The sequence below is a fragment of the Citrobacter sp. wls711 genome (genome assembly GCF_005281055.1).
GTDB classification, from domain to species: domain Bacteria; phylum Pseudomonadota; class Gammaproteobacteria; order Enterobacterales; family Enterobacteriaceae; genus Citrobacter; species Citrobacter gillenii.
In genome coordinates this window covers 50069-72349 of sequence record NZ_SZXC01000020.1, presented here as the reverse complement: position 1 = coordinate 72349, position 22281 = coordinate 50069, and the positions used below count along the sequence as shown (strand labels likewise).

Here is a 22281-nt window from a genome sequence, read left to right as displayed (position 1 = left end):
AATGGGCATTTACCGTTTCATTCATTAGCGCGGCGGATATACTGATATGATTAATAATAAATCATGAGGTTAGAATGGATCTTTTCCGCAAGGTACTCACCGCATCTTTTGTCATGATGGTGGCGATTTCAGCGCATGCCGAAATGAAAATGCAACGCCAGAATATCCCGCAGCTCAATTTGAGTATCGAAATTCCGCAAACGCTGACGCCAATGTCCGACGAAATGGCGAAAATTAAATACCCTTCGGAAAATCGTCCGCAGGTTATTTATGGCGACGAACGTGGCAAGGCCTCTTTAGGGATGACCGCCGGGCGCAGCGCGTTGCCCGCATCACAGTTGGATCAAGCGAAAGATGCGATGCTAAAAATGCTGACTAACTTCAAACCGCAGGCGGAAGCCGTGACCGTGGATGGGCATAAAGCCTGGCTGATTACCTTCCGCTCCCAGGCGCCGGATACCGAAATCCTAAATATGATGCTGGTAACGTCGGAAAAAGATAAAGCCGTGCAGGTCGCTTTTAATATGACCAAAGATTTGGTTGAACAATATCAGGATGTGGCGAAAGCATCGTTAATGTCGCTTAAATTTGATAAGTGATTGTTGTCAAAAATCTGAGAGCAATAAAATACCCGCAGTAAATAGCGGGTATTTTTATTGAGTCTTGCCCAGGGCGGCCAGGGAAGACCCATGTTCTCTGTTCTGGTGTGGGGTAAAGATACCGTCATAGGACAACAGATGCCGCGAATAAAGGCTTTTACTGGTATACTTCGTACCTTGCGCTTAGATGCTGTCTTATTAAGAGTGAGCATTGAGTGATTTGTTTTTAAATCATATGGTTAGAGATATGAAACATACTGTAGAAGTCATGATCCCGGAAGCGGAGATCAAAGCGCGCATTGCTGAACTCGGGCGTCAGATTAACGAACGTTACAAGGACAGCGGCAGTGACATGGTGCTGGTTGGTCTGTTACGCGGCTCATTTATGTTTATGGCAGATCTGTGCCGTGAAGTGCATGTCTCCCACGAAGTCGACTTCATGACTGCCTCAAGCTACGGCAGCGGCATGTCGACTACCCGTGATGTTAAAATCCTCAAAGACCTGGATGAAGACATTCGTGGTAAAGATGTACTGATTGTCGAAGATATCATCGACTCCGGTAACACGCTGTCAAAAGTGCGTGAAATCCTCAGCCTGCGCGAGCCGAAATCTCTGGCTATTTGTACGCTGCTGGACAAACCCTCCCGTCGTGAAGTGAATGTTCCAGTCGAATTTATCGGCTTTTCCATTCCGGATGAGTTTGTTGTCGGTTATGGCATTGACTACGCCCAGCGTTATCGCCATCTGCCGTATGTTGGCAAAGTGGTACTGCTGGACGAGTAAATCTGCGAACGTGCCTGATGGTGAGCGTTTTGTAGGCCGGGTAAGGCGTAGCCGCCCCCCGGCAATGTTGCGTTACTTATGGTTACTGTGCTTTTGGCTGAGGTTCGACAGCCCCTGTCGGTAGCGCTGTTCCAGGGATTCACGGCTGGTGGCGGTCACGTCCAGATCGCGAAGTAGGCCATCATGAATACCGTAAGCCCATCCGTGAATAGTGACCTTCTGACCACGCTTCCAGGCTGAACGCATGATGGTGGAGTGGCCCAGGTTGTAGACCTGCTCCATGACATTCAGCTCGCACAGTGTATCAATACGACGCTCCGGTGGCATTTCCCCGAGCAGTGAGCTGTGTTTAAACCAGATATCGCGGATATGCAGCAACCAGTTATCAATCAGTCCCAATTCTGTATTTTCAATGGCGGCCTGTACGCCACCGCAACCGTAGTGCCCACAAATAATAATGTGTTCCACTTCCAGCACATCAACCGCATACTGAACCACTGAGAGACAGTTCAGATCGGTATGAATTACCAGATTGGCGACATTACGGTGAACAAATAATTCGCCCGGTTCAAGACCGGTTAAACGTTCCGCGGGAACGCGGCTATCGGAGCATCCAATCCATAGAAAGCGCGGATTCTGCGCATGCGTCAGCGTTTCAAAAAATCCGGGGTCCTCTTCTATCAGCATCTTTGACCATAGTGCATTGTTGCTGATAAGTGTATCTATGTCTTTCATGGAGGCTGTAACCCAGTAAATTGCGTTGCGCTAATATAGGGTAACTCCTGATTTATTAAAACCAAATATCAAGTATTAGAATGTAAGGTAAGTAAAAAACCATGACCATTGCTCTGGAACTTCAACAACTTAAAAAGACTTATCCCGGTGGCGTTCAGGCGCTACGCGGCATAGATTTGCAAGTCGAAGCGGGTGATTTTTATGCGCTTTTAGGTCCTAACGGCGCAGGAAAGTCCACCACCATTGGGATTATCAGCTCGCTGGTGAACAAATCCTCAGGGCGGGTGAGCGTCTTTGGCTACGATCTTGAAAAAGATACGGTTAACGCTAAACGCCAGCTTGGGCTCGTGCCGCAGGAGTTTAACTTTAACCCGTTTGAAACCGTGCAGCAGATCGTGGTGAACCAGGCGGGCTATTACGGCGTTGAGTATAAAGAGGCGGTAAAACGCAGCGAAATTTATCTAAAACAGCTCGATCTGTGGGAAAAGCGTAACGAACGGGCGCGTATGCTGTCCGGCGGTATGAAGCGACGTTTGATGATCGCCCGTGCCTTGATGCATGAGCCGAAGCTACTGATCCTCGATGAACCGACGGCGGGCGTTGATATCGAACTGCGTCGTTCAATGTGGGGATTTTTAAAAGATTTAAACGACAAAGGCACGACGATTATTCTGACCACCCACTACCTCGAAGAGGCGGAAATGCTGTGCCGTAATATCGGTATTATTCAGCATGGTGAGCTGGTGGAGAATACGTCGATGAAAAATCTGCTCTCCAAACTGAAATCCGAGACCTTTATTCTCGATTTAGCAGCGAAAAGCCCGTTGCCCAAACTGGAAGGCTATCAATACCGTCTGGTTGATACTTCCACGCTGGAAGTCGAAGTGCTGAGAGAGCAGGGGGTAAACAGCGTGTTTTCCCAACTGAGCGCCCAGGGCGTTCAGGTATTGAGTATGCGTAACAAGGCGAACCGACTGGAGGAGCTGTTTGTTTCTCTGGTGCATGACAAACAAGGAGATCGCACATGATGCAGCTTTACTGGGTCGCACTGAAAAGCATCTGGGCGAAAGAGATCCACCGTTTTATGCGGATCTGGATCCAGACGCTGGTCCCACCGGTCATTACCATGACGCTGTATTTTATTATCTTCGGTAATTTGATTGGCTCACGTATCGGCGAAATGCACGGCTTTAGCTACATGCAGTTCATCGTACCGGGGCTGATTATGATGGCGGTCATTACCAATTCGTACGCCAACGTCGCGTCGTCATTTTTCAGCGCCAAGTTTCAACGCAACATTGAAGAACTGCTGGTCGCGCCGGTACCGACGCACGTCATTATTACCGGTTTTGTCGGTGGTGGCGTGGCGCGCGGGCTGTGCGTAGGTATTCTGGTGACCGCTATCTCCCTGTTTTTTGTGCCGTTTCAGGTACATTCGTGGGTCTTTGTGGCGCTTACGCTGGTGCTGACGGCGGTCCTGTTCTCGCTGGCCGGATTGCTGAATGCGGTTTTTGCCAAAACCTTTGACGATATCAGCCTGATCCCGACCTTTGTGCTGACACCGCTGACCTATCTGGGCGGCGTGTTCTACTCGCTAACGCTGCTGCCGCCGTTCTGGCAGGGACTGTCGCACCTGAACCCGATTGTCTACATGATCAGTGGTTTCCGCTACGGTTTCCTCGGCATTCATGATGTACCGCTGGTCACGACCTTTGGCGTGCTGGTGGTGTTTATTGCCGCCTTTTATTTACTCTGCTGGTATCTGATTCAACGCGGACGTGGGTTACGCAGCTGATTCTTTCTTCCTCTCCCGGACCGGGAGAGGAAGACTTTTGATGTTTATCACCGTTATGTATTTATCACCCTGATAAACTACTTGTCTGCTAAGGAGGTAGGCAATGTTAGGTTGGGTGATTACCTGTCATGACGATACGGCACAGGATATGCTGCATCGTCTGGAAAAAAAGTTCGGCCCGCAGGCGCAATGCCGGGCGGTGAGTTTTTGGCGCGGGCTCAGCGCAAATATGTTAAGCCGGATGATGTGTGATGCGCTTCACAACACCGACTCTGGCGAAGGCGTGATATTCCTGAGCGATATTTCGGGTTCTGCACCCTATCGCGTCGCGGCGCTGATGAGCCATAAACATTCCCAGTGTGAAGTGATCTCAGGCGTGACGTATCCATTGCTTGAGCGAATGCTTTTGTCGCGAGAATCGATGAGCAGCGCGGCGTTTCGCAATCAAATTGTTTCCCTCGGCGGTCCTGATGTCACCAGCCTGTGGCATCAGCAACAGAAAAATCCCCCCTTTGTGTTGAAGCATGATTTGTATGAGTATTAAGCATTGGTATTGATGATGCTTTTGCTACAATAGCCGAGGTTTTTCGCCTCGGTTATCCCATATGGTTATGCGTGCTCTGCTTATTCTTATGTTCCTGTTTTCTGGTTTTGCGGTTGCGGCGTTGCCTGCGCGCTATATGCAAACCACTGAAGATGCTGCTGTCTGGGCACAGGTTGGCAATAAAATGGTGACGGTAGGGAATATTCGTGCGGGCCAGATCCTTTCGGTCATTCCCGGTGGCGAAGACTATTACGCGTTTACCTTTGGCTTCGGTAAGGGATTTATCGATAAAGGCCATCTGGAGCGCGTGCAGGGGCGGCAGAAGGTTGAAGATGGATTGGGCGATCTCAATAAGCCCCTGAGTAATCAGAACCTGATCACCTGGAAAGATACACCGGTTTATAACGCCCCCGACGCCGGGAGTGCGCCGTTTGGCGTGCTGGCGGACAATCTGCGCTATCCCATAATAAACAAGCTGAAAGACAGGCTGAACCAGACGTGGTTTCAAATCCGTATTGGCGACCGGCTGGCTTATATCAGCGCCTTAGATGCTCAGACCGATAATGGGATCCCGGTGCTGACTTACCATCACATTCTGCGTGATGAAGAGAACACCCGTTTTCGCCATACCTCGACGACCACTTCCGTACGTGCTTTCAGCAACCAGATGACCTGGCTGCGTGATATGGGCTACACCACGCTGACGATGTACCAGTTAGAAGACTACGTGCGTAACCGCGCTAATCTGCCCGCGCGCGCGGTGGTGGTAACCTTTGACGATGGGCTGAAGTCGGTCAGCCGCTATGCGTATCCGGTGCTGAAGCAGTATGGGATGAAAGCAACGGCGTTTATTATCTCATCGCGTATTAAGCGGCATCCGCAAAAGTGGGATCCAAAATCGCTGCAGTTTATGAGCGTCTCTGAATTGAATGGCATCAGGGATGTGTTTGACTTTCAGTCACATACCCATTTTTTACATCGGGTAGATGGTTACCGTCGGCCGATCCTGCTGAGTCGTAGCCACCATAATATCCTGTTTGATTTTGCCCGTTCGCGGCGCGCGCTGGCGCAGTTTAATCCGCATGTGCTGTACCTCTCATACCCCTTTGGCAGTTATAACGCTACGGCGGTGACAGCGGCAGGAGAGGCGGGGTTTCACTTAGCGGTGACGACGGTGAAAGGGAAGGTGAAACCGGGGGATAATCCGTTCTTATTGAAAAGGCTTTATATTTTAAGAACGGATTCGCTGGAGACCATGTCGCGGCTGGTCAGCAACCAGCCGCAGGGGTAACACGTTTCAGGCAACCTGTACTGGAATCGCTTTCGCAGTACGTTTCATTTCGTTATCGCCTTCGAAGTAGGCAACTTTCGGGCGCCAGGTTCGCGCTTCTTCATCAGACATCGTCACGAAGCTGGCGATAATCACGATGTCGCCAACTTCAGCGCAATGTGCCGCTGCACCGTTCACGGAGATGATCTTCGAGCCGCGTTCAGCCGCAATGGCATACGTAGAGAAACGTTTACCGTTGGTCACGTTCCAGATATCAATCGCTTCGTTTTCCAGAATACCGGAAGCATCGAGGAAGTCCTGGTCAATAGCGCAGGAGCCTTCGTAATGCAGGTCCGCCTGCGTGACCTTCACGCGGTGAAGCTTGCCTTGCAGCATGGTGCGAATCATAACGTCTATACCCTGTCGTTTACCTTGGCAAAGCAGGCGCAAACGACCTGCTTTGAGAAATTTTCAGGCAGTATTGCCCGATTTTTAGCCCCTGTCTACTGGGCTAATGTAACGCTTTGATTGTCGATGAGACGCGCCTGGCCCAGCCATGCAGCGACCAGAATTACTGCACGTTGACTGGTTTCGCTTAGCGCCAGCAAAGTATCGGCATCGCGAATCTGAATGTCATCGGCACGGAAGCCTTTTTCGTTCAGCTCCTGCTCTGCAATGGCAATGATCTCTTCCTGATCGCGCTCACCGGCCTGTAATTTTTCCCCAATGCGGCTCATCACTTTGTACAAGCCTGGGGCGATTTTACGCTGCTCAGCCGTCAGGTAGCCGTTGCGTGAGCTCAGGGCCAAACCGTCTTTGGCGCGAATAATCGGCACACCGACGATCTCAATGTCGTAACCCAGATCGGCCACCATTTTGCGAATTAGCGCCAGCTGCTGAAAGTCTTTCTCGCCAAAGCAGGCGATATCAGGCTGGATCAGGTTGAACAGCTTGCTAACGATGGTGGCAACACCGCGGAAGTGACCTGGACGACTTGCACCTTCCAGCATGGTGGAGAGGCCGGGAACATCAACGAAAGTGTGGCCTTCCAGACCCTGAGGGTAGATTTCTTCTACGGCTGGAGCAAAGACGTAATCGACTTTACGTTTGTTCAGCTTTTCGCAATCTTCTTGCAGCGTACGCGGGTAGCGCACCAGATCGTCCGGGCGGTCAAACTGCATCGGGTTAACGAAAATGCTGGCGATCACTACATCCGCTCGAGCCCGGGCTTCATCGACCAGCTTCATATGACCATCGTGCAGGTTACCCATGGTGGGAACTAACGCGACGCGCTTACCTTCCTGACGCAGACGACGGATATGCTGACGCAGCAGCGGTAGGGTTTCAATAATTAGCACACCTTGACTCCTTAATGGAAACTGTGTTCTTCACCCGGGTAAACGCCGGATTCAACCTCGGCAATATACTGCCGCACCGCGGCGCGCATGTCGCCTGCTTCATTGAGGAAATTTTTGGCAAATTTAGGGATATGGCCGCCGGTAATGCCAAACGCATCGTGCATCACCAGGATCTGACCATCGGTCACATTACCCGCGCCAATACCTATTACCGGGATGGACAACGCGTCGGTCACGCGTTTTGCCAACTCAACCGGAACGCACTCCAGCACCAGCAGTTGCGCACCTGCGGCTTCTAACGCCAGCGCATCGTCGAGCAGCGTTTGGCCCGCATCGCCACGGCCCTGCACTTTATAACCGCCAAAGATATTCACCGACTGGGGTGTTAGGCCCAGATGACCACAAACCGGAACCGCACGTTCGGTCAGCATTTTTACCGTATCAATCAGCCACGCGCCGCCTTCGATTTTGACCATATTGGCGCCAGCACGCATAACGATCGCTGAGTTTTCGAATGCTTGCTCTGGCGTGGCATAGGCCATAAATGGCAGGTCAGCCAACAAGAGACAGTTTGGTGCACCGCGACGAACAGCAGCGGTGTGGTAAGCGATATCGGCAACGCTCACCGGTAGTGTGGATTCATGCCCTTGTATTGTCATTCCCAGTGAGTCGCCGACCAGCATCACATTGATACCTTCGTCGGCAAAGAGTTTAGCGAAGCTGTAGTCGTAGGCCGTAATCGTCGCGAAGCGCTTTTTCTCTTGCTTGCATTTTTGCAGCAAGGAAATGGTCGTCGGTTTCATAACATTTCCTGAGTGTGAAAGTCATATTTACCGGCATTCTAGCAGTCATATTCAGGGGGGCAATGGTTTTAAGCAACCGTTTGGCGCGAAAGCAGTAAACGCTAAAGGGGAGGGGAAAATTTACCAGTGGGCAGGTTTTTCTGCGCCAAGGAGGGTGAGGTGCTGATGCAGGCAGGTACCGTCCGGGAAAGTCAGTTCCGGCGCGATTTCAAACAGCGGCCACAGCATAAAGCCCCGGTTTTTCATATCGTAATGCGGAACGGTCAGGCGGTCGGTATTAATCACGTCGTTGCCAAACAACATGATGTCGAGATCCAACGTGCGCGGACCCCAGCGTTCGGCTTTCCGTACTCGCCCTTGCTGCAACTCGATACGCTGCGTGTGGTTGAGCAGCTCTTCAGGCGCGAGCGTGGTTTCCAGCGCAACGGCAGCGTTCAGGTAATCAGGTTGATCCTGAGGACCCAATGGTGGCGTGCGGTAGAAGGAGGATACGGCGACGATCCGGCTGTCCGGGATTTCTCCCAGCGCCTGTACGGCAGCATTAACCTGTTCCAGCGGAGAGGCTAAATTGCTGCCGAGTGCGATATATACCCGTCGTCTTTCTGGCTGCATCTGTGTTGGCTTTCCTCGCTCATCCCAATCACGTACTGATGTACGCTCCCGGGAGTTCGCTGTGTCGCCGTCTTGATGCAACCCAAAATCCGTTGGGTATACGCGATGGGTCACGTACTTCCCTCGCGGCGCGGCGCACGTTTACGCGGACGACGATGGCGACGGCGTGCGTCTGGCTCTTCATCCAGCTCGTTCAGCATGCCTTTTTGCTCTGGTGGCGCGGAAACCTGGAATTCGCCCCACCACTGCGCCAGACGCTGCAGTTCGGCGTTGTTTTCCACTTCGGCACGCAGCGCCAGTAAATCGTAGGCTGCGCGGAATTTCGGATGCTCCATCAGCTTCCAGGCACGTTTTCCCTGACGACGGGACATGCGTAACTGAAGCTGCCAGATATCGCGGGTGAGCGATGTCAGGCGTTTAGGAATCGCCAGCGAGCGGCACGCTTCGTCCAGCACGTCGTTCATCGCCAGCGCGAAAGCGTCGTAGTAGGCCAGACCGCTTTCCTGAGCAATTTTCTGCGCGGCTTCCAGCAGCGGGTACCAGAACATGGCGGCAAACAGGAACGCCGGATTGACACGCATATCGTTGTGGATACGGGTATCGGTGTTCTTCAGTACCTGGGCAATAATGCGTTCCATTGCGCTGTCACCTTCTTCGGTGAAATAGCGGGTAATGGTCGGGAACAGCGGCTGGAACAGGCTGTACTCACGCAGTTTCTTATAAGTTTCGTAGCCGTAGCCCGCCTGTAACAGTTTGAGCGCTTCTTCAAACAGGCGTGCGGGCGGAATATCGTTCAGCAAGGTTGCCAGACGCGGGATCGGCTCGGCGGTTTCCGGGCTGATGCGCATGTCGAGTTTTGCAGCAAAGCGGACGGCGCGTAGCATACGCACGGGATCTTCACGATAGCGAGTTTCAGGATTACCGATCAGGCGAATGACGCCGTCTTCCAGATCCTGCATCCCGCCGACGTAATCGCGAACGGTAAAATCCGCTACGCTATAGTAAAGGCTGTTAATGGTGAAATCGCGGCGTTGCGCATCTTCTTCGATGGAACCGAAGATGTTGTCACGCAGCAGCATACCATTTTGACCGCGCTGTGAGGTTGCACGGTCGGCTTCGCTGCCTTCATGGTGTCCGCGAAAGGTTGCCACTTCGATAATTTCCGGGCCAAACATCACATGGGCCAGACGGAAACGACGTCCTACCAGACGGCAGTTACGGAACAGTTTCCGAACCTGATCGGGGGTCGCGTTGGTCGTGACATCAAAGTCTTTCGGCTTTTTGCCCAGCAAAAGATCGCGTACGCCCCCGCCGACCAGCCATGCCTCGTATCCAGCCTTATTAAGCCTGTACATTACCTTCAGGGCATTTTCACTGATATCTTTGCGGGAGATAGAGTGCTGCTCACGCGGGATTACCGTCATATGTGGACGGGCGACGGCAAGCTCGGCCTCGCGCTCCTCGCGGCTTAGCACCTTGCGGCAAAAATTAGCGACTCGGGTAAAAATAGTACACCTCGGTAGTGTCAAACTTCAGTCAGAACAAGTGTTGCTGTGTAAAAATAGCGGCTAATCATAGCTCAGCAAGAGGCATTTGAGAATGCCGGATTTACATTCACTGAACCCGGCACCGTCGTAAGCACCCAATTTTGCACCGCAGTTTGCAGTAATTCTTCCACGCTTAGCGCTTGCCACGGTATTGCTATGTCTTGTCCGAGGAAGCGCAACGCGTCGATGAGAACAGGGCGCGGATCGCCTTGCGGCAGGGCAGGCGCATGATTCTGCTTAGAAAGTTTAGCCCCGTGTTCATTGAGCGCCAGCGGGAGATGAATATAGTCCGGTACCGGCCAGCCAAACTGCTGATACAGCGAAATTTGGCGCACTGTGGGCTCGATAAGATCCGCGCCACGCACGATTTCCGTCACGCCCTGAAAATGGTCATCAACCACCACCGCCAGGTTATAGGCAAACAGCCCATCGCGTCGGTGGATGACAAAATCTTCCCGAGCAAGCTGAAGGTTGGCCTGAATCTCGCCGCGCAGTCGGTCGTTAAACTGCATGACCGGGTGGTGTTGCTTGATACGCACCGCCGCGTGGTCCGGTCCGTGGCGTAATGTGCGACAGTGACCGTCGTAAATGCCGCCAATACTCTGAATGCGGGCACGGGTGCAGGTGCAGTAATAGCTCAGATCCTGCTCTTGTAACCAGGCCAGCGCTTCACGGTACGCGTCATGGCGCTGAGATTGCCACAGTACTTCGCCATCCCAGTGCAGTCCGTAATGTTCCAGCTGACGCAGAATCGTATCTGCAGCACCGGGAACTTCACGAGGGGGATCGATATCTTCAATGCGCACCCACCAGTTCCCGTGCTGTGCGCGAGCCTGTAGGTAGCTGCCGAGAGCGGCAATCAATGAACCAAAATGCAGTTCGCCGGAAGGGGATGGGGCGAAACGGCCAATATAGCGTTTGTCAGTCATGTCGGTGGATAGCATAAAAGAAGAAGGCGGGAGAAACTCCCGCCTGTAGTCAACGTGGTACAAATGACGGGATTAACCTGCCATCTGTTTTTCGCGAATCTCAGCCAGCGTTTTGCAGTCGATGCACAGATCGGCTGTCGGACGCGCTTCCAGACGGCGAATACCAATTTCTACGCCGCATGATTCGCAGTAGCCGAAATCTTCGTCTTCTACTTTCTTCAGCGTCTTCTCGATCTTTTTGATCAGTTTGCGCTCACGGTCACGGTTACGCAGCTCAAGGCTGAACTCTTCTTCCTGTGCGGCACGGTCAACCGGATCGGGGAAGTTAGCTGCTTCATCCTGCATATGAGTCACAGTGCGATCGACTTCATCCCTGAGTTGATTACGCCATGCTTCAAGAATACGCCTGAAGTGCGACAGCTGGGCTTCGTTCATATACTCTTCGCCCGGTTTCTCCTGGTACGGCTCCACCCCAGCGATGGCGAGAATACTCAGGGACGATGTTTTACGGTTTTGCCCTTCTTGCATGTTGCTTCTCCTTAACACGCACTATCGATCCCCATGTTCGGGGGAAAAATCAGGTCGCTATAAATAGCAGATGCTTTTCCGGATAGCAATTATCTAAACGTTACACTTGACAACCCTGTGAGGAAAAGCGTATTTGCGCACGCGGCCAGAATACTAATTAACCCGTTTGTATATGCTATTACAACGTAATGGCTAATGGCTCTTTAAGAGTCATTCCGTGGGCAGAAAGTTCCGCTTTATATACCAGAATTTCTACCCCCTTAAGCCGTGCATCGACTAATAATTGCGCATATTTTGCATCGATATGGCGCGCGGGTGAAAAATGTGTAATGGCTGAATGCAGCACTGCGAAAAATATCACCGCTCGCTTGCCTTCGGCCGCTACGCTCATCAATTCCCGAAGATGTTTCTGACCTCGTTCAGTGATGGCATCGGGAAAATAACCCTGATTTTTTTCCGCCAACGTGACTGATTTCACTTCAATATAGCAGTCAGGGCGGGAATCCGCCTGTAACAAAAAATCAATGCGGCTGCCTTCGGCGCCGTATTTTACTTCACTTTTCAATATGCTGTAGTTCGAAAGTTCTGAAATTAACGCATTCTGAATAGCTTCTTTCGTTAATCTGTTAGCCCACAGGGTGTTAACACAAATAAACGCACCGGATTGGGTTTGCGTTAATTCCCAGGTATGCGGGTATTTCCGTTTCGTATTTTCTGATGTTGAATACCAGACGGTGTCACCCGGTGTAGCGCATCCGGTCATCGCGCCGGTATTCGGGCAGTGTAGCGTTAAGGTTGTACCGTCGGGTGTGATCACATCCGCTAAAAAACGCTTGTAGCGCTGAATTAAAGTCGCGCGTTGAAGTGGCGGAGAAAATTCCATGGAGATGTCCTTTTATTTTTCGCCAAGCGTCCAGCGCTGTAGTGGCGTGTAGCGTGTGCGACCGCGTGCAAATGAAGAGGCGTAAAGCGCAAACTCGGTGACCGGAAATGACCAGCAAAAACCCGGCGGCGGGATCGTGACCGCATGGCCGGCATCGCGCAACAGTGTGATATGCGGATGAAACGGCTGTGGGCTTTGGTAACACCCGCTGCGCGCGGCCTGCGCCCGCAGCATACTCGCCAATTGCAACAGCCCGCGTGGTGGCTGGCGCATTCCTAGCCAGACCACGCGTGAGCGCAGCCATTGTCCGGCGTCATCCAGTGTTAGCGTAAAACCCGGCTGGCGAATACGCCCGGCCAGTTGTGACAGTGCCTGCTGCTTCTCAGCGCTGACCTCGCCTAAAAAGGCCAGTGTCAGGTGCAGATTGTCAGCCGCGACGGGGCGACCCGCTTCAGGCGGGAACTGTGCGGCTCGCCAGTGGATAAGCTGCTCCCGAACCTCGGCTGGCAATTCAATGGCAAAGAACAGCCTTTTTGGCTCAGACATGATGGATACTCGGTTATGAATTAACGCGATGCTACAATGCAGCGCGAAGAATGTTAACCCTCTGGAGCCATTTGTGACGACGTTGCCCGTTGCCGCCGTAGTGCCTGAACTGCTTACCGCCCTTGATACCTCACCGCAGGTTCTGCTGACCGCACCGACCGGCGCCGGGAAATCGACCTGGCTGCCGTTGCAGCTTCTTGCGCACAATGGCATTCAGGGGCGGATTATTCTGCTGGAGCCGCGTCGTCTGGCGGCCCGCAACGTGGCGCAGCGTCTGGCCGAGTTGCTGAACGAAAAGCCCGGTGAGACCGTGGGCTACCGCATGCGTGCTCAACACTGCGTTGGACCGCATACCCGGCTCGAAGTGGTAACAGAAGGTGTGCTCACGCGCATGATCCAACGCGATCCCGAGCTAAACGGCGTTAGCCTTGTGATCCTCGACGAATTTCATGAGCGCAGCTTGCAGGCTGACCTGGCGCTGGCGCTATTGCTGGATGTACAGCAAGGGCTACGGGATGATTTAAAACTGCTGATCATGTCGGCAACGCTGGATAACGGGCGTCTGCAGCAGCTGTTGCCCGATGCGCCGACGATTGTCTCTGAAGGCCGCGCCTTTCCCGTAGAACGACGCTATCAGCCGCTGGCGGCGCATCAGCGCTTTGATGAAGCCGTGGCGGTGGCAACGGTGGAGCTATTGCGCCAGGAAAGCGGCTCGTTGCTGCTTTTTTTACCGGGCGTGGGGGAGATTCAGCGAGTGCAGGAACAGCTGACCTCGCGCGTGGGCAATGATGTTCTGCTTTGCCCGCTATACGGTGCGTTATCGCTTACCGAACAGCGCCAGGCGATTTTGCCCGCGCCGCCAGGCTCGCGCAAAGTGGTGCTGGCCACCAATATTGCCGAGACCAGTTTAACTATCGAAGGTATCCGGCTGGTGGTGGACTGTGCGCAGGAGCGCGTGGCGCGTTACGACCCGCGCACCGGTTTGACGCGCCTGATTACCCAGCGTATTAGCCAGGCGTCGATGACCCAGCGAGCCGGGCGAGCAGGCCGTCTGGAACCCGGTATTTGCCTGCATCTGCTGGCGAAAGAGCAGGCCGAAAGAGCGGCGGCGCAGGGTGAGCCGGAGATGCTGCAAAGCGACCTGTCCGGCTTGCTAATGGAATTGCTGCAATGGGGATGCACTGACCCAGCGCAGTTAAGCTGGCTGGATAGGCCGCCGACGGTCAATTTGCAGGCGGCAAAACGGCTGCTGCACATGCTGGGCGCACTTGAGGGCGACAGGCTCAGTGCGGCGGGGCAGAAAATGGCGGCGCTCGGCAACGATCCGCGTCTGGCGGCGATGCTGGTCCGTGCCACAGATGACAACGAAGCGGCAACGGCAGCAAAACTGGCGGCGATTCTCGAAGAGCCCCCGCGCGGTGGCAGTACCGATCTAACGGTGGCGTTTTCACGCAATCAGCCGAACTGGCAGCAGCGTAGCCAACAATTGCTGAAGCGCCTGAACATTCGAGGTGGGCAGCCTGATAGCGCGCTGATCGCCCCGTTACTGGCTTCGGCTTTCGCCGATCGCATTGCCCGACGTCGTGGTCAGGAGGGGCGGTATCAGCTGGCTAACGGGATGGGGGCGATGCTGGATGCCGACGACGCATCAGGGCGTCATGAATGGATTATTGCGCCTTTATTGCTGCAAGGCAGCGCCTCGCCGGATGCGCGTATTTTGCTGGCCCTGCCGCTGGATATCGATGCGCTGATACAATCATCTCCTGAGTTGCTGCAGCAGTCCGACACTATCGAATGGGATGAACATCAGGGGACGCTAAAGGCATTGCGCCGCACGCAGGTAGGTCAGTTGACGCTAAAAGTGCAGCCGCTGGCCAAACCCTCGGAAGAGGAACTGCATCAGGCGATGCTGAATGGTATTCGCGATAAAGGGCTAAGTGTGCTCAACTGGACGCCGGAAGCAGCGCAGTTCCGACTGCGTCTGCAATGCGCGGCAAAATGGCTACCGGAATACGACTGGCCTGCCATGGACGACGCGTCGTTGCTGGCGACGCTGGAGAGTTGGCTGCTGCCGCATATGAGCGGTGTGCACGCTTTACGCGCGCTTAAAGCAGTCAATGTGGGCCAGGCATTGCGCGGATTACTGGACTGGTCAATGCTGCAACGTCTGGATAGTGAATTGCCCACACATTACACTGTGCCGACGGGAAGCCGGATAGCCATTCGCTATCACGAGGATAACCCACCGGCGCTGGCGGTCAGGATGCAGGAAATGTTTGGCGAGGCCAATACGCCGACCCTCGCACAGGGGCGCGTCCCGCTGGTGCTGGAACTGCTCTCCCCGGCGCAGCGACCGCTGCAAATCACCCGTGATTTGAGCGCGTTCTGGCAGGGGGCGTACCGTGAGGTGCAAAAAGAGATGAAAGGGCGTTATCCCAAACATGTCTGGCCGGACGACCCGGCGAATACCGCGCCGACGCGGCGTACCAAAAAGTATTCATGAGTTGTAGTGGTAGGCCTGATAAGCGAAGCGCCATCAGGCAAAAAAATTGAGAGATTTCTTCTTCTGTCGCTTGACGGAAGAACAGAGAATCAGGTCTTTGCGCCTGAATGTTGCGGAGAAAAAGCATGGCGGGGAATGACCGCGAGCCAATTGGACGTAAAGGGAAACCGACGCGTCCGGCGAAACAAAAGGTGAGCCGTCGTCAGCTCAGAGATGATGAGTATGACGACGATTATGATGATGACTATGAGGATGAAGAACCGATGCCGCGTAAAGGTAAAGGCAAAGGGCGTAAGCCTCGTGGTAAACGCGGCTGGTTCTGGCTGCTGGTAAAACTGTCGATTGTCTTTTTGGTGCTGATTGCCATTTACGGCGTCTATCTGGATCAAAAAATCCGTAGCCGTATTGATGGCAAAGTCTGGCAGCTGCCTGCGGCCGTGTATGGCCGGATGGTTAACCTCGAGCCAGAAATGCCCATCGGCAAAAAAGAGATGGTGAAGCTGCTGGAGGCTACGCAGTATCGTCAGGTCTCGAAGATGACGCGGCCCGGTGAGTTTACCGTGCAGGCGAACAGCATTGAGATGATCCGTCGTCCGTTTGACTTCCCGGACAGTAAAGAAGGGCAGGTGCGTGCGCGTCTGACCTTTGACGGCGATCATCTGGACACCATCGAGAATCTGGATAACAACCGCCAGTTCGGTTTCTTCCGTCTCGATCCACGCCTGATCACCATGCTCTCTTCGGCAAATGGCGAGCAGCGTCTGTTCGTGGCGCGTAGCGGTTTCCCGGATCTGCTGGTGGACACGCTGCTGGCAACCGAAGATCGTCATTTCTACGAGCATGACGGCATCAGCCTGTATTCCATTGGTCGTGCGGTGCTGGCGAACCTGACGGCAGGTCGTACGGTGCAGGGCGCTAGTACGCTGACCCAGCAGCTGGTGAAAAACCTGTTCCTCTCCAGCGAACGTTCTTACTGGCGTAAAGCCAACGAAGCGTACATGGCCGTGTTGATGGATGCCCGTTACAGCAAGGACAGGATCCTTGAGCTGTACATGAACGAAGTCTATCTCGGCCAGAGCGGCGACAACGAGATCCGCGGCTTCCCGCTGGCGAGCCTGTATTACTTTGGCCGTCCGGTTGAAGAGTTGAGCCTCGATCAGCAGGCGCTGTTGGTGGGGATGGTGAAAGGGGCGTCAATCTACAACCCGTGGCGTAACCCGAAACTGGCGCTGGAGCGACGTAACCTGGTGCTGCGTCTTCTGCAACAGCAGCAGATTATCGACCAGGAACTGTATGAAATGCTGAGCGCGCGTCCGCTAGGCGTGCAGCCGCGCGGTGGGGTGATCTCTCCACAGCCCGCGTTTATGCAGATGGTGCGTCAGGAGCTACAGGCGAAGCTGGGCGACAAAGTTAAAGATCTTTCCGGCGTGAAGATTTTCACCACCTTTGATTCCGTGGCGCAGGACGCCGCAGAAAAAGCGGCGGTGGAAGGCATTCCGGTGCTGAAGAAACAGCGTAAGCTGAGCGATCTGGAAACGGCGATTGTGGTAGTGGACCGCTTTAGTGGTGAGGTTCGCGCCATGGTCGGTGGGTCGGAGCCGCAGTTCGCAGGCTACAACCGTGCTATGCAGGCGCGTCGTTCAATTGGTTCTCTGGCGAAGCCCGCGACCTATCTGACCGCCCTGAGCCAGCCGAAGCTGTACCGCCTCAATACCTGGATTGCCGATGCGCCGATTGCGCTGCGTCAGCCAAATGGGCAGGTGTGGTCCCCGCAGAACGATGACCGTCGCTACAGCGAAAGCGGTAAAGTGATGCTGGTGGATGCGTTAACCCGTTCCATGAACGTGCCGACGGTCAATCTGGGCATGGCGTTGGGGCTGCCAGCCGTCACCGAGACCTGGGAAAAACTGGGCGCGCCGAAAGATCAGCTGCACCCGGTGCCAGCTATGCTGCTGGGGGCATTGAACCTGACGCCAATCGAAGTGGCGCAGGCGTTCCAGACCATCGCCAGCGGCGGTAACCGCGCGCCGTTATCAGCGTTGCGCTCGGTAATTGCCGAAGACGGTACGGTGTTGTATCAAAGCTTCCCGCAGGCCGAACGCGCTGTGCCAGCACAGGCGGCATACATGACGCTGTGGACCATGCAGCAGGTGGTGCAACGCGGTACCGGCCGTCAGCTTGGCGCGAAGTATCCGGGGCTGCATCTGGCGGGGAAAACCGGGACCACCAACAACAACGTTGATACCTGGTTCGCTGGTATTGACGGCAGTCAGGTGACCATTACCTGGGTGGGTCGCGATAACAACCAGCCTACCAAGTTGTACGGTGCGAGCGGGGCGATGTCGATTTACCAGCGCTATCTGGCAAACCAGACGCCAACGCCGTTAACGCTGACGCCGCCGGAAGATATTGTCGACATGGGCGTGGATTACGACGGCAACTTCGTGTGCAGCGGCGGGATGCGTACCCTCCCGGTGTGGACCAGCGATCCGGATTCGCTGTGTCAGCAAGGTGAGATGCTGCAACAGTCTGGCAATCCGTTTGATCAGTCAACGCCGCCGCAGCAGCCTCAACAGCAACAACAGCAACAACCGCCGCAGCAAGAGAAGAAAGATGGCGACGGTGTCGCAGGCTGGATCAAAGATATGTTCGGCAGTAACTAATCTCTCCCAAAACCCGCTTCGGCGGGTTTTTCTTTTCTCATCCCAGTCCCCGACCAAACAACATTTCAGCGTAATTCATTAACCCTTTCTTTTCATCTGGTTATTTCTTGACCCCTCAGTTTTAGTAGGGATGTGTATCGCTTGCTATCTCGCCAGCGTTTCGAATATTATGCTGCCGTTATAATAATAATTCTCGTTTACGTTATCATTCACTTTCATCAGAGATATACCAATGGCGCGTTATAAAACTGCTCAGCCAAATTCCTCGCTGCGTAAAATGGCAGTGCTGGTAGCCACAGCGGTTAGCGGCATGTCTGTCTATGCACAGGCGGCGGTTGAACCAAAAGAAGAAACCATCACTGTCACCGCAGCACCAGCCGCACAAGAAAGCGCATGGGGACCTGCTCCGACCATCGCTGCCAAGCGTTCCGCCACGGCAACCAAGACTGATACGCCTATCGAAAAGACCCCACAGTCTGTTTCGGTCGTGACGCGTGAAGAGATGGATACCAAGCAGCCGGCTTCCGTGAAACAAGCGATTGCTTACACCCCCGGCGTTTTTGCTACGCGTGGTAGTTCCACCACCTATGATGTGGTGACGATTCGTGGTTTCACCGCGCCTACCACCGTCAATACCAACCAATATCTGGATGGTATGAAACTTCAGGGCAATAACTATTCTGAAGTGTCGATGGACCCGTATTTCCTGGAACGCGTAGAAGTGATGCGCGGGCCAACATCAGTGCTGTACGGCAATAGCAACCCTGGCGGTATTGTCAGCATGGTGAGCAAGCGTCCGACCACAGAGCCACTGAAAGAAGTTCAGTTTAAGATGGGGACTAACAACTTCTGGCAAACCGGGTTCGACTTTAGCGATGCTATCGATGATGACGGCGTGTGGTCATACCGCCTGACGGGTTTAGGGAATAGTCAGGACTCTCAGCAAGAGATGTCAAAATCAACGCGTTACGCGATTGCACCTGCGTTTAGCTGGCGTCCTGATGACAAAACCGATTTCACTTTCCTGAGCAACTTCCAGAACGATCCGTACGCAGGATACTATGGCTGGCTGCCGCGTGAAGGTACACTCGTTCCGTATTACGACGCGAATGGCAATCCGCACAAACTGCCGACCGATTTCAACGAAGGTGAAGAAGATAACAAGATGGCGCGCCGCCAGCAGATGGTGGGCTATAACTTCTCGCATGCGTTCAACGATACCTTCACCGTGCGCCAGAATCTGCGTTATGACCAGGTGAAAACGCTTTATCGTTCTGTTTATGGCTACGGTTACAGTGCACCGGGCAAGATTAACCGCCAATACGTGCGTTCTGACGAAGATCTCAACGCGTTCACCGTTGATACCCAATTGCAGTCTGCTTTTGCGACCGGTGATGTTGATCATACCCTGCTGACAGGCGTTGATTACTCACGTATGCGTAACGATGTGAATGCTCTGTATGGTTCTGCCGATCCGCTGGATATGCAGGATCCACAGTATGGCAATCCGAATATCGATGTGAGTGGGCCGTATGCGAAATACGCTGTGCTCAACCGCATGGAGCAGACCGGACTTTATGCCCAGGATCAGATGGAATGGGATAAGTGGGTGCTGACGCTCGGTGGTCGCTACGATTTTGCGAAAACCTCTACGTTGACCCGCTCCAGCAATTCTCTGGCAGAAGTGAACGATCAGCAGTTTACTTGGCGTGGTGGCATTAACTACCTGTTTGACAACGGTATTTCACCGTATTTCAGTTACAGCGAATCTTTCGAGCCGACCTCCGGTGCAACGAAAGAAGGGAAACCGTTCGATCCTTCACGCGGTAAGCAGTACGAAGCCGGTGTGAAGTATGTACCGAAGGATATGCCGGTCGTGCTGACGGCAGCGGTGTATCAACTGACGAAAAATAAAAACCTGACATCAGACCCGAACGATCCAACCGGGTTGTATAGCGTTCAGAGTGGTGAAATTCGCTCACGCGGTATTGAGCTGGAAGCCAAAGCAGCAGTCAATGCCAATATCAACGTCACGGCGGCATATAGCTACACGGATGCGGAATATACTGAGGACACTATCTTCAAAGGTAAGCGCCCGGCAGAAGTTCCGCGTAATCAGGCATCGTTGTGGACCGACTACACGTTCTATGACACTGCCCTGAGCGGTCTGACCGTTGGCGCAGGTGTGCGTTACACCGGTTCAACGGTGAGCTACTATAAAAACGACGCAGCGAAGAAAAATGACGCGTTTAACGTCGGTGGCTATACCGTTGCTGATGCCATGGTCAAATACGATCTGGCCCGTTTCGGCATGGCGGGGTCCAGCGTTGCGGTTAACGTCAATAACCTGTTTAATCGTGAATACGTTTCCAGTTGCTATAGCGAATACGCGTGCTACTGGGGCGCGGAACGTCAGGTCGTTGCAACTGCAACCTTCCGTTTCTAATTTCTCTTTGGGCACGCTTTGCGTGCCCGTTTTACAAGTTGGCCGCTATGCAGGAAAACAGATCCCATCCCGACACCACTTTTGCGTTGAGTAACGTCTCCTTTCGTGTGCCTGGCCGCACGCTTTTACATCCCCTCTCGTTAACGTTTCCCGTGGGAAAAGTGACCGGTCTTATCGGTCATAACGGCTCCGGTAAATCAACCTTATTGAAAATGCTCGGACGTCATCAGCCGCCGTCAGACGGCGAAATCCTGCTCGACGAGCAGCCGCTGGAGAGCTGGAACAGTAAAGCATTTGCCCGTAAGGTCGCCTATTTACCGCAACAGTTGCCGCAGGCGGAAGGGATGACGGTGCGTGAACTGGTGGCGATTGGTCGCTATCCGTGGCACGGCGCGTTGGGACGCTTTGGCGTGGCTGACAGAGAAAAAGTGGAAGAGGCGATCACGCTTGTGGGGCTAAAGCCGCTGGCGCATCGACTGGTTGATAGCCTGTCCGGCGGCGAGCGTCAGCGCGCGTGGATCGCCATGCTGGTGGCGCAGGACAGTCGCTGCCTGCTGCTTGACGAACCGACTTCGGCGCTGGATATCGCGCATCAGGTTGATGTACTGGCGCTGGTGCACCGCTTAAGCCAGCAGCGCGGACTGACGGTGATTGCCGTACTGCATGATATCAACATGGCGGCCCGTTACTGCGATTATCTGGTGGCGCTACGCGGTGGCGAAATGATTGCTCAGGGAACGCCCGCGGAACTGATGCGCAGTGAAACCCTGGAACTGATTTATGGCATCCCGATGGGCATTTTGCCGCATCCGGGCGGTGCCGCACCCGTGAGTTTTGTCTATTAATGGTCGGATTACATCATATCACCCGTCGACGTTTATTAACGGCGATGGCGCTGTCACCGCTGCTCTGGCAGATGAATTCGGCGCAGGCGGCGGCGGTTGATCCAAAACGTATTGTGGCACTGGAATGGTTGCCGGTAGAACTGTTGCTGGCGCTGGGAATCACTCCCTATGGCGTAGCCGATGTTCCTAACTACAGGCTGTGGGTCAATCAACCCCCGTTGCCGGACTCGGTGATTGACGTCGGGTTACGCACAGAACCCAATCTCGAACTGCTGACCGAAATGAAACCCTCGTTTATGGTCTGGTCGGCAGGCTATGGCCCCGCGCCAGAAAAACTGGCGCGCATTGCGCCGGGTCGCGGATTTAGCTTCAGCGACGGCAAAAAACCGCTGGCGGTCGCTCGCCAGTCGTTGCAGGAGATGGCGCAACTGCTGAATCTGCAAAAGGCTGCTGAACGTCATCTGGCGCAATACGATACCGTGATTGCCAGCCTGAAACCGCGCTTTATTCACCGCGGCGCGCGTCCCGTGCTCCTGACATCCCTGCTTGATTCGCGGCATATGCTGGTATTTGGCCCGAACAGTTTGTTCCAGGACGTGCTGGACGAATACGGGATCCCTAACGCCTGGCAGGGAGAAACCAACTTCTGGGGCAGCACTGCCGTGGGGATTGACCGGCTTGCCGCGTATAAAGATGTTGATGTGCTGTGCTTCGATCATGGTAACGATAAAGAAATGGACGCGCTGATGTCCACGCCGCTGTGGCAGGCGATGCCGTTTGTTCGCGCCGGTCGCTTTCAGCGGGTACCCGCGGTCTGGTTTTATGGCGCCACGCTGTCGGCGATGCATTTTGCCCGCATTCTGGACACTGCGCTGGGAGGCAAAGCGTGAG

Annotated in this window: 21 protein-coding genes; 11 read left to right on the top strand and 10 right to left on the bottom strand. The window is 54.0% G+C overall.

Features of this window, described 5'->3' with window-relative positions; all coding sequences use genetic code 11:
• The first annotated feature begins 74 nt into the window (after positions 1 to 74).
• Positions 75 to 599 carry a hypothetical protein gene (locus FDW98_RS06015; RefSeq protein ID WP_096758271.1) on the top strand — a complete coding sequence of 175 codons (525 nt, stop codon included), beginning with the start codon at positions 75 to 77 and terminating at the stop codon, positions 597 to 599.
• Between the two features lie 247 nt (positions 600 to 846).
• Positions 847 to 1383, top strand: coding sequence for a hypoxanthine phosphoribosyltransferase (gene hpt / locus FDW98_RS06010; protein WP_003018658.1), 537 nt, complete (start codon positions 847 to 849; stop codon positions 1381 to 1383).
• A gap of 72 nt (positions 1384 to 1455) precedes the next feature.
• On the opposite strand, the gene can is transcribed toward hpt, so the two are convergent.
• A complete protein-coding gene (can, locus tag FDW98_RS06005; protein WP_096758270.1) occupies positions 1456 to 2118 on the bottom strand; it encodes a carbonate dehydratase in 663 nt (220 codons plus the stop codon).
• Positions 2119 to 2219: 101 nt separating this feature from the next.
• Here can and FDW98_RS06000 point away from each other — a divergent pair, with 101 nt between their 5' ends.
• The 4 genes from FDW98_RS06000 (at position 2220) to FDW98_RS05985 (ending at position 5748) form a co-directional block, all read left to right on the top strand.
• Positions 2220 to 3146 carry an ABC transporter ATP-binding protein gene (locus FDW98_RS06000; RefSeq protein ID WP_096758269.1) on the top strand — a complete coding sequence of 309 codons (927 nt, stop codon included), beginning with the start codon at positions 2220 to 2222 and terminating at the stop codon, positions 3144 to 3146.
• A complete protein-coding gene (locus FDW98_RS05995; RefSeq protein WP_096758268.1) occupies positions 3143 to 3913 on the top strand; it encodes an ABC transporter permease in 771 nt (256 codons plus the stop codon). Before FDW98_RS06000 ends, FDW98_RS05995 begins: the two co-directional genes overlap by 4 nt.
• A gap of 103 nt (positions 3914 to 4016) precedes the next feature.
• Complete coding sequence (locus FDW98_RS05990; RefSeq protein WP_096758267.1) at positions 4017 to 4457, top strand: PTS sugar transporter subunit IIA; 441 nt, start codon at positions 4017 to 4019, stop codon at positions 4455 to 4457.
• A gap of 61 nt (positions 4458 to 4518) precedes the next feature.
• Positions 4519 to 5748, top strand: a complete 1230-nt coding sequence (locus FDW98_RS05985; RefSeq protein WP_096758266.1) for a polysaccharide deacetylase family protein — start codon at positions 4519 to 4521, stop codon at positions 5746 to 5748.
• Between the two features lie 6 nt (positions 5749 to 5754).
• On the opposite strand, the gene panD is transcribed toward FDW98_RS05985, so the two are convergent.
• From panD to thpR, 9 genes are all read right to left on the bottom strand, one after another.
• Positions 5755 to 6135: an aspartate 1-decarboxylase gene (panD, locus tag FDW98_RS05980; RefSeq protein ID WP_023178331.1), complete on the bottom strand. Its 381-nt coding sequence runs from the start codon at positions 6133 to 6135 to the stop codon at positions 5755 to 5757.
• Between the two features lie 95 nt (positions 6136 to 6230).
• On the bottom strand, positions 6231 to 7085 hold the full coding sequence (gene panC / locus FDW98_RS05975; RefSeq protein ID WP_096758265.1) for a pantoate--beta-alanine ligase: 855 nt from the start codon (positions 7083 to 7085) through the stop codon (positions 6231 to 6233).
• 11 nt (positions 7086 to 7096) lie between these two features.
• Positions 7097 to 7888 carry a 3-methyl-2-oxobutanoate hydroxymethyltransferase gene (gene panB / locus FDW98_RS05970; protein ID WP_096758264.1) on the bottom strand — a complete coding sequence of 264 codons (792 nt, stop codon included), beginning with the start codon at positions 7886 to 7888 and terminating at the stop codon, positions 7097 to 7099.
• Positions 7889 to 8008: 120 nt separating this feature from the next.
• A complete protein-coding gene (gene folK / locus FDW98_RS05965; RefSeq protein ID WP_096758263.1) occupies positions 8009 to 8500 on the bottom strand; it encodes a 2-amino-4-hydroxy-6-hydroxymethyldihydropteridine diphosphokinase in 492 nt (163 codons plus the stop codon).
• Positions 8501 to 8610: 110 nt separating this feature from the next.
• Positions 8611 to 10008 (bottom strand): polynucleotide adenylyltransferase PcnB, encoded by a 1398-nt coding sequence (gene pcnB, locus FDW98_RS05960; protein ID WP_207105865.1) that lies wholly within the window; start codon positions 10006 to 10008, stop codon positions 8611 to 8613.
• Positions 10009 to 10079: 71 nt separating this feature from the next.
• The gene (gene gluQRS / locus FDW98_RS05955) at positions 10080 to 10976 is read right to left on the bottom strand and encodes a tRNA glutamyl-Q(34) synthetase GluQRS (RefSeq protein ID WP_096759469.1); all 897 of its coding nucleotides are present in this window, start codon (positions 10974 to 10976) and stop codon (positions 10080 to 10082) included.
• Positions 10977 to 11048: 72 nt separating this feature from the next.
• The gene (gene dksA / locus FDW98_RS05950; protein ID WP_003829221.1) at positions 11049 to 11504 is read right to left on the bottom strand and encodes an RNA polymerase-binding protein DksA; all 456 of its coding nucleotides are present in this window, start codon (positions 11502 to 11504) and stop codon (positions 11049 to 11051) included.
• A gap of 178 nt (positions 11505 to 11682) precedes the next feature.
• Complete coding sequence (gene sfsA, locus FDW98_RS05945; protein ID WP_096758261.1) at positions 11683 to 12387, bottom strand: DNA/RNA nuclease SfsA; 705 nt, start codon at positions 12385 to 12387, stop codon at positions 11683 to 11685.
• A 12-nt stretch (positions 12388 to 12399) separates the two neighbouring features.
• Positions 12400 to 12933 carry an RNA 2',3'-cyclic phosphodiesterase gene (thpR, locus tag FDW98_RS05940; protein ID WP_096758260.1) on the bottom strand — a complete coding sequence of 178 codons (534 nt, stop codon included), beginning with the start codon at positions 12931 to 12933 and terminating at the stop codon, positions 12400 to 12402.
• A 73-nt stretch (positions 12934 to 13006) separates the two neighbouring features.
• On the opposite strand from thpR, the gene hrpB reads away from it, so the two are divergent.
• From hrpB to fhuD, 5 genes are all read left to right on the top strand, one after another.
• On the top strand, positions 13007 to 15436 hold the full coding sequence (gene hrpB / locus FDW98_RS05935; protein WP_096758259.1) for an ATP-dependent helicase HrpB: 2430 nt from the start codon (positions 13007 to 13009) through the stop codon (positions 15434 to 15436).
• A gap of 125 nt (positions 15437 to 15561) precedes the next feature.
• On the top strand, positions 15562 to 18099 hold the full coding sequence (mrcB, locus tag FDW98_RS05930; RefSeq protein ID WP_115259419.1) for a bifunctional glycosyl transferase/transpeptidase: 2538 nt from the start codon (positions 15562 to 15564) through the stop codon (positions 18097 to 18099).
• A 232-nt stretch (positions 18100 to 18331) separates the two neighbouring features.
• The gene (fhuA, locus tag FDW98_RS05925; protein ID WP_137398781.1) at positions 18332 to 20545 is read left to right on the top strand and encodes a ferrichrome porin FhuA; all 2214 of its coding nucleotides are present in this window, start codon (positions 18332 to 18334) and stop codon (positions 20543 to 20545) included.
• Between the two features lie 47 nt (positions 20546 to 20592).
• Positions 20593 to 21390, top strand: coding sequence for a Fe3+-hydroxamate ABC transporter ATP-binding protein FhuC (gene fhuC, locus FDW98_RS05920; protein WP_096758256.1), 798 nt, complete (start codon positions 20593 to 20595; stop codon positions 21388 to 21390).
• Positions 21390 to 22280, top strand: coding sequence for a Fe(3+)-hydroxamate ABC transporter substrate-binding protein FhuD (fhuD, locus tag FDW98_RS05915; protein ID WP_096758255.1), 891 nt, complete (start codon positions 21390 to 21392; stop codon positions 22278 to 22280). The genes fhuC and fhuD overlap by 1 nt, the downstream gene beginning before the upstream one ends.
• Position 22281 lies beyond the last annotated feature (1 nt).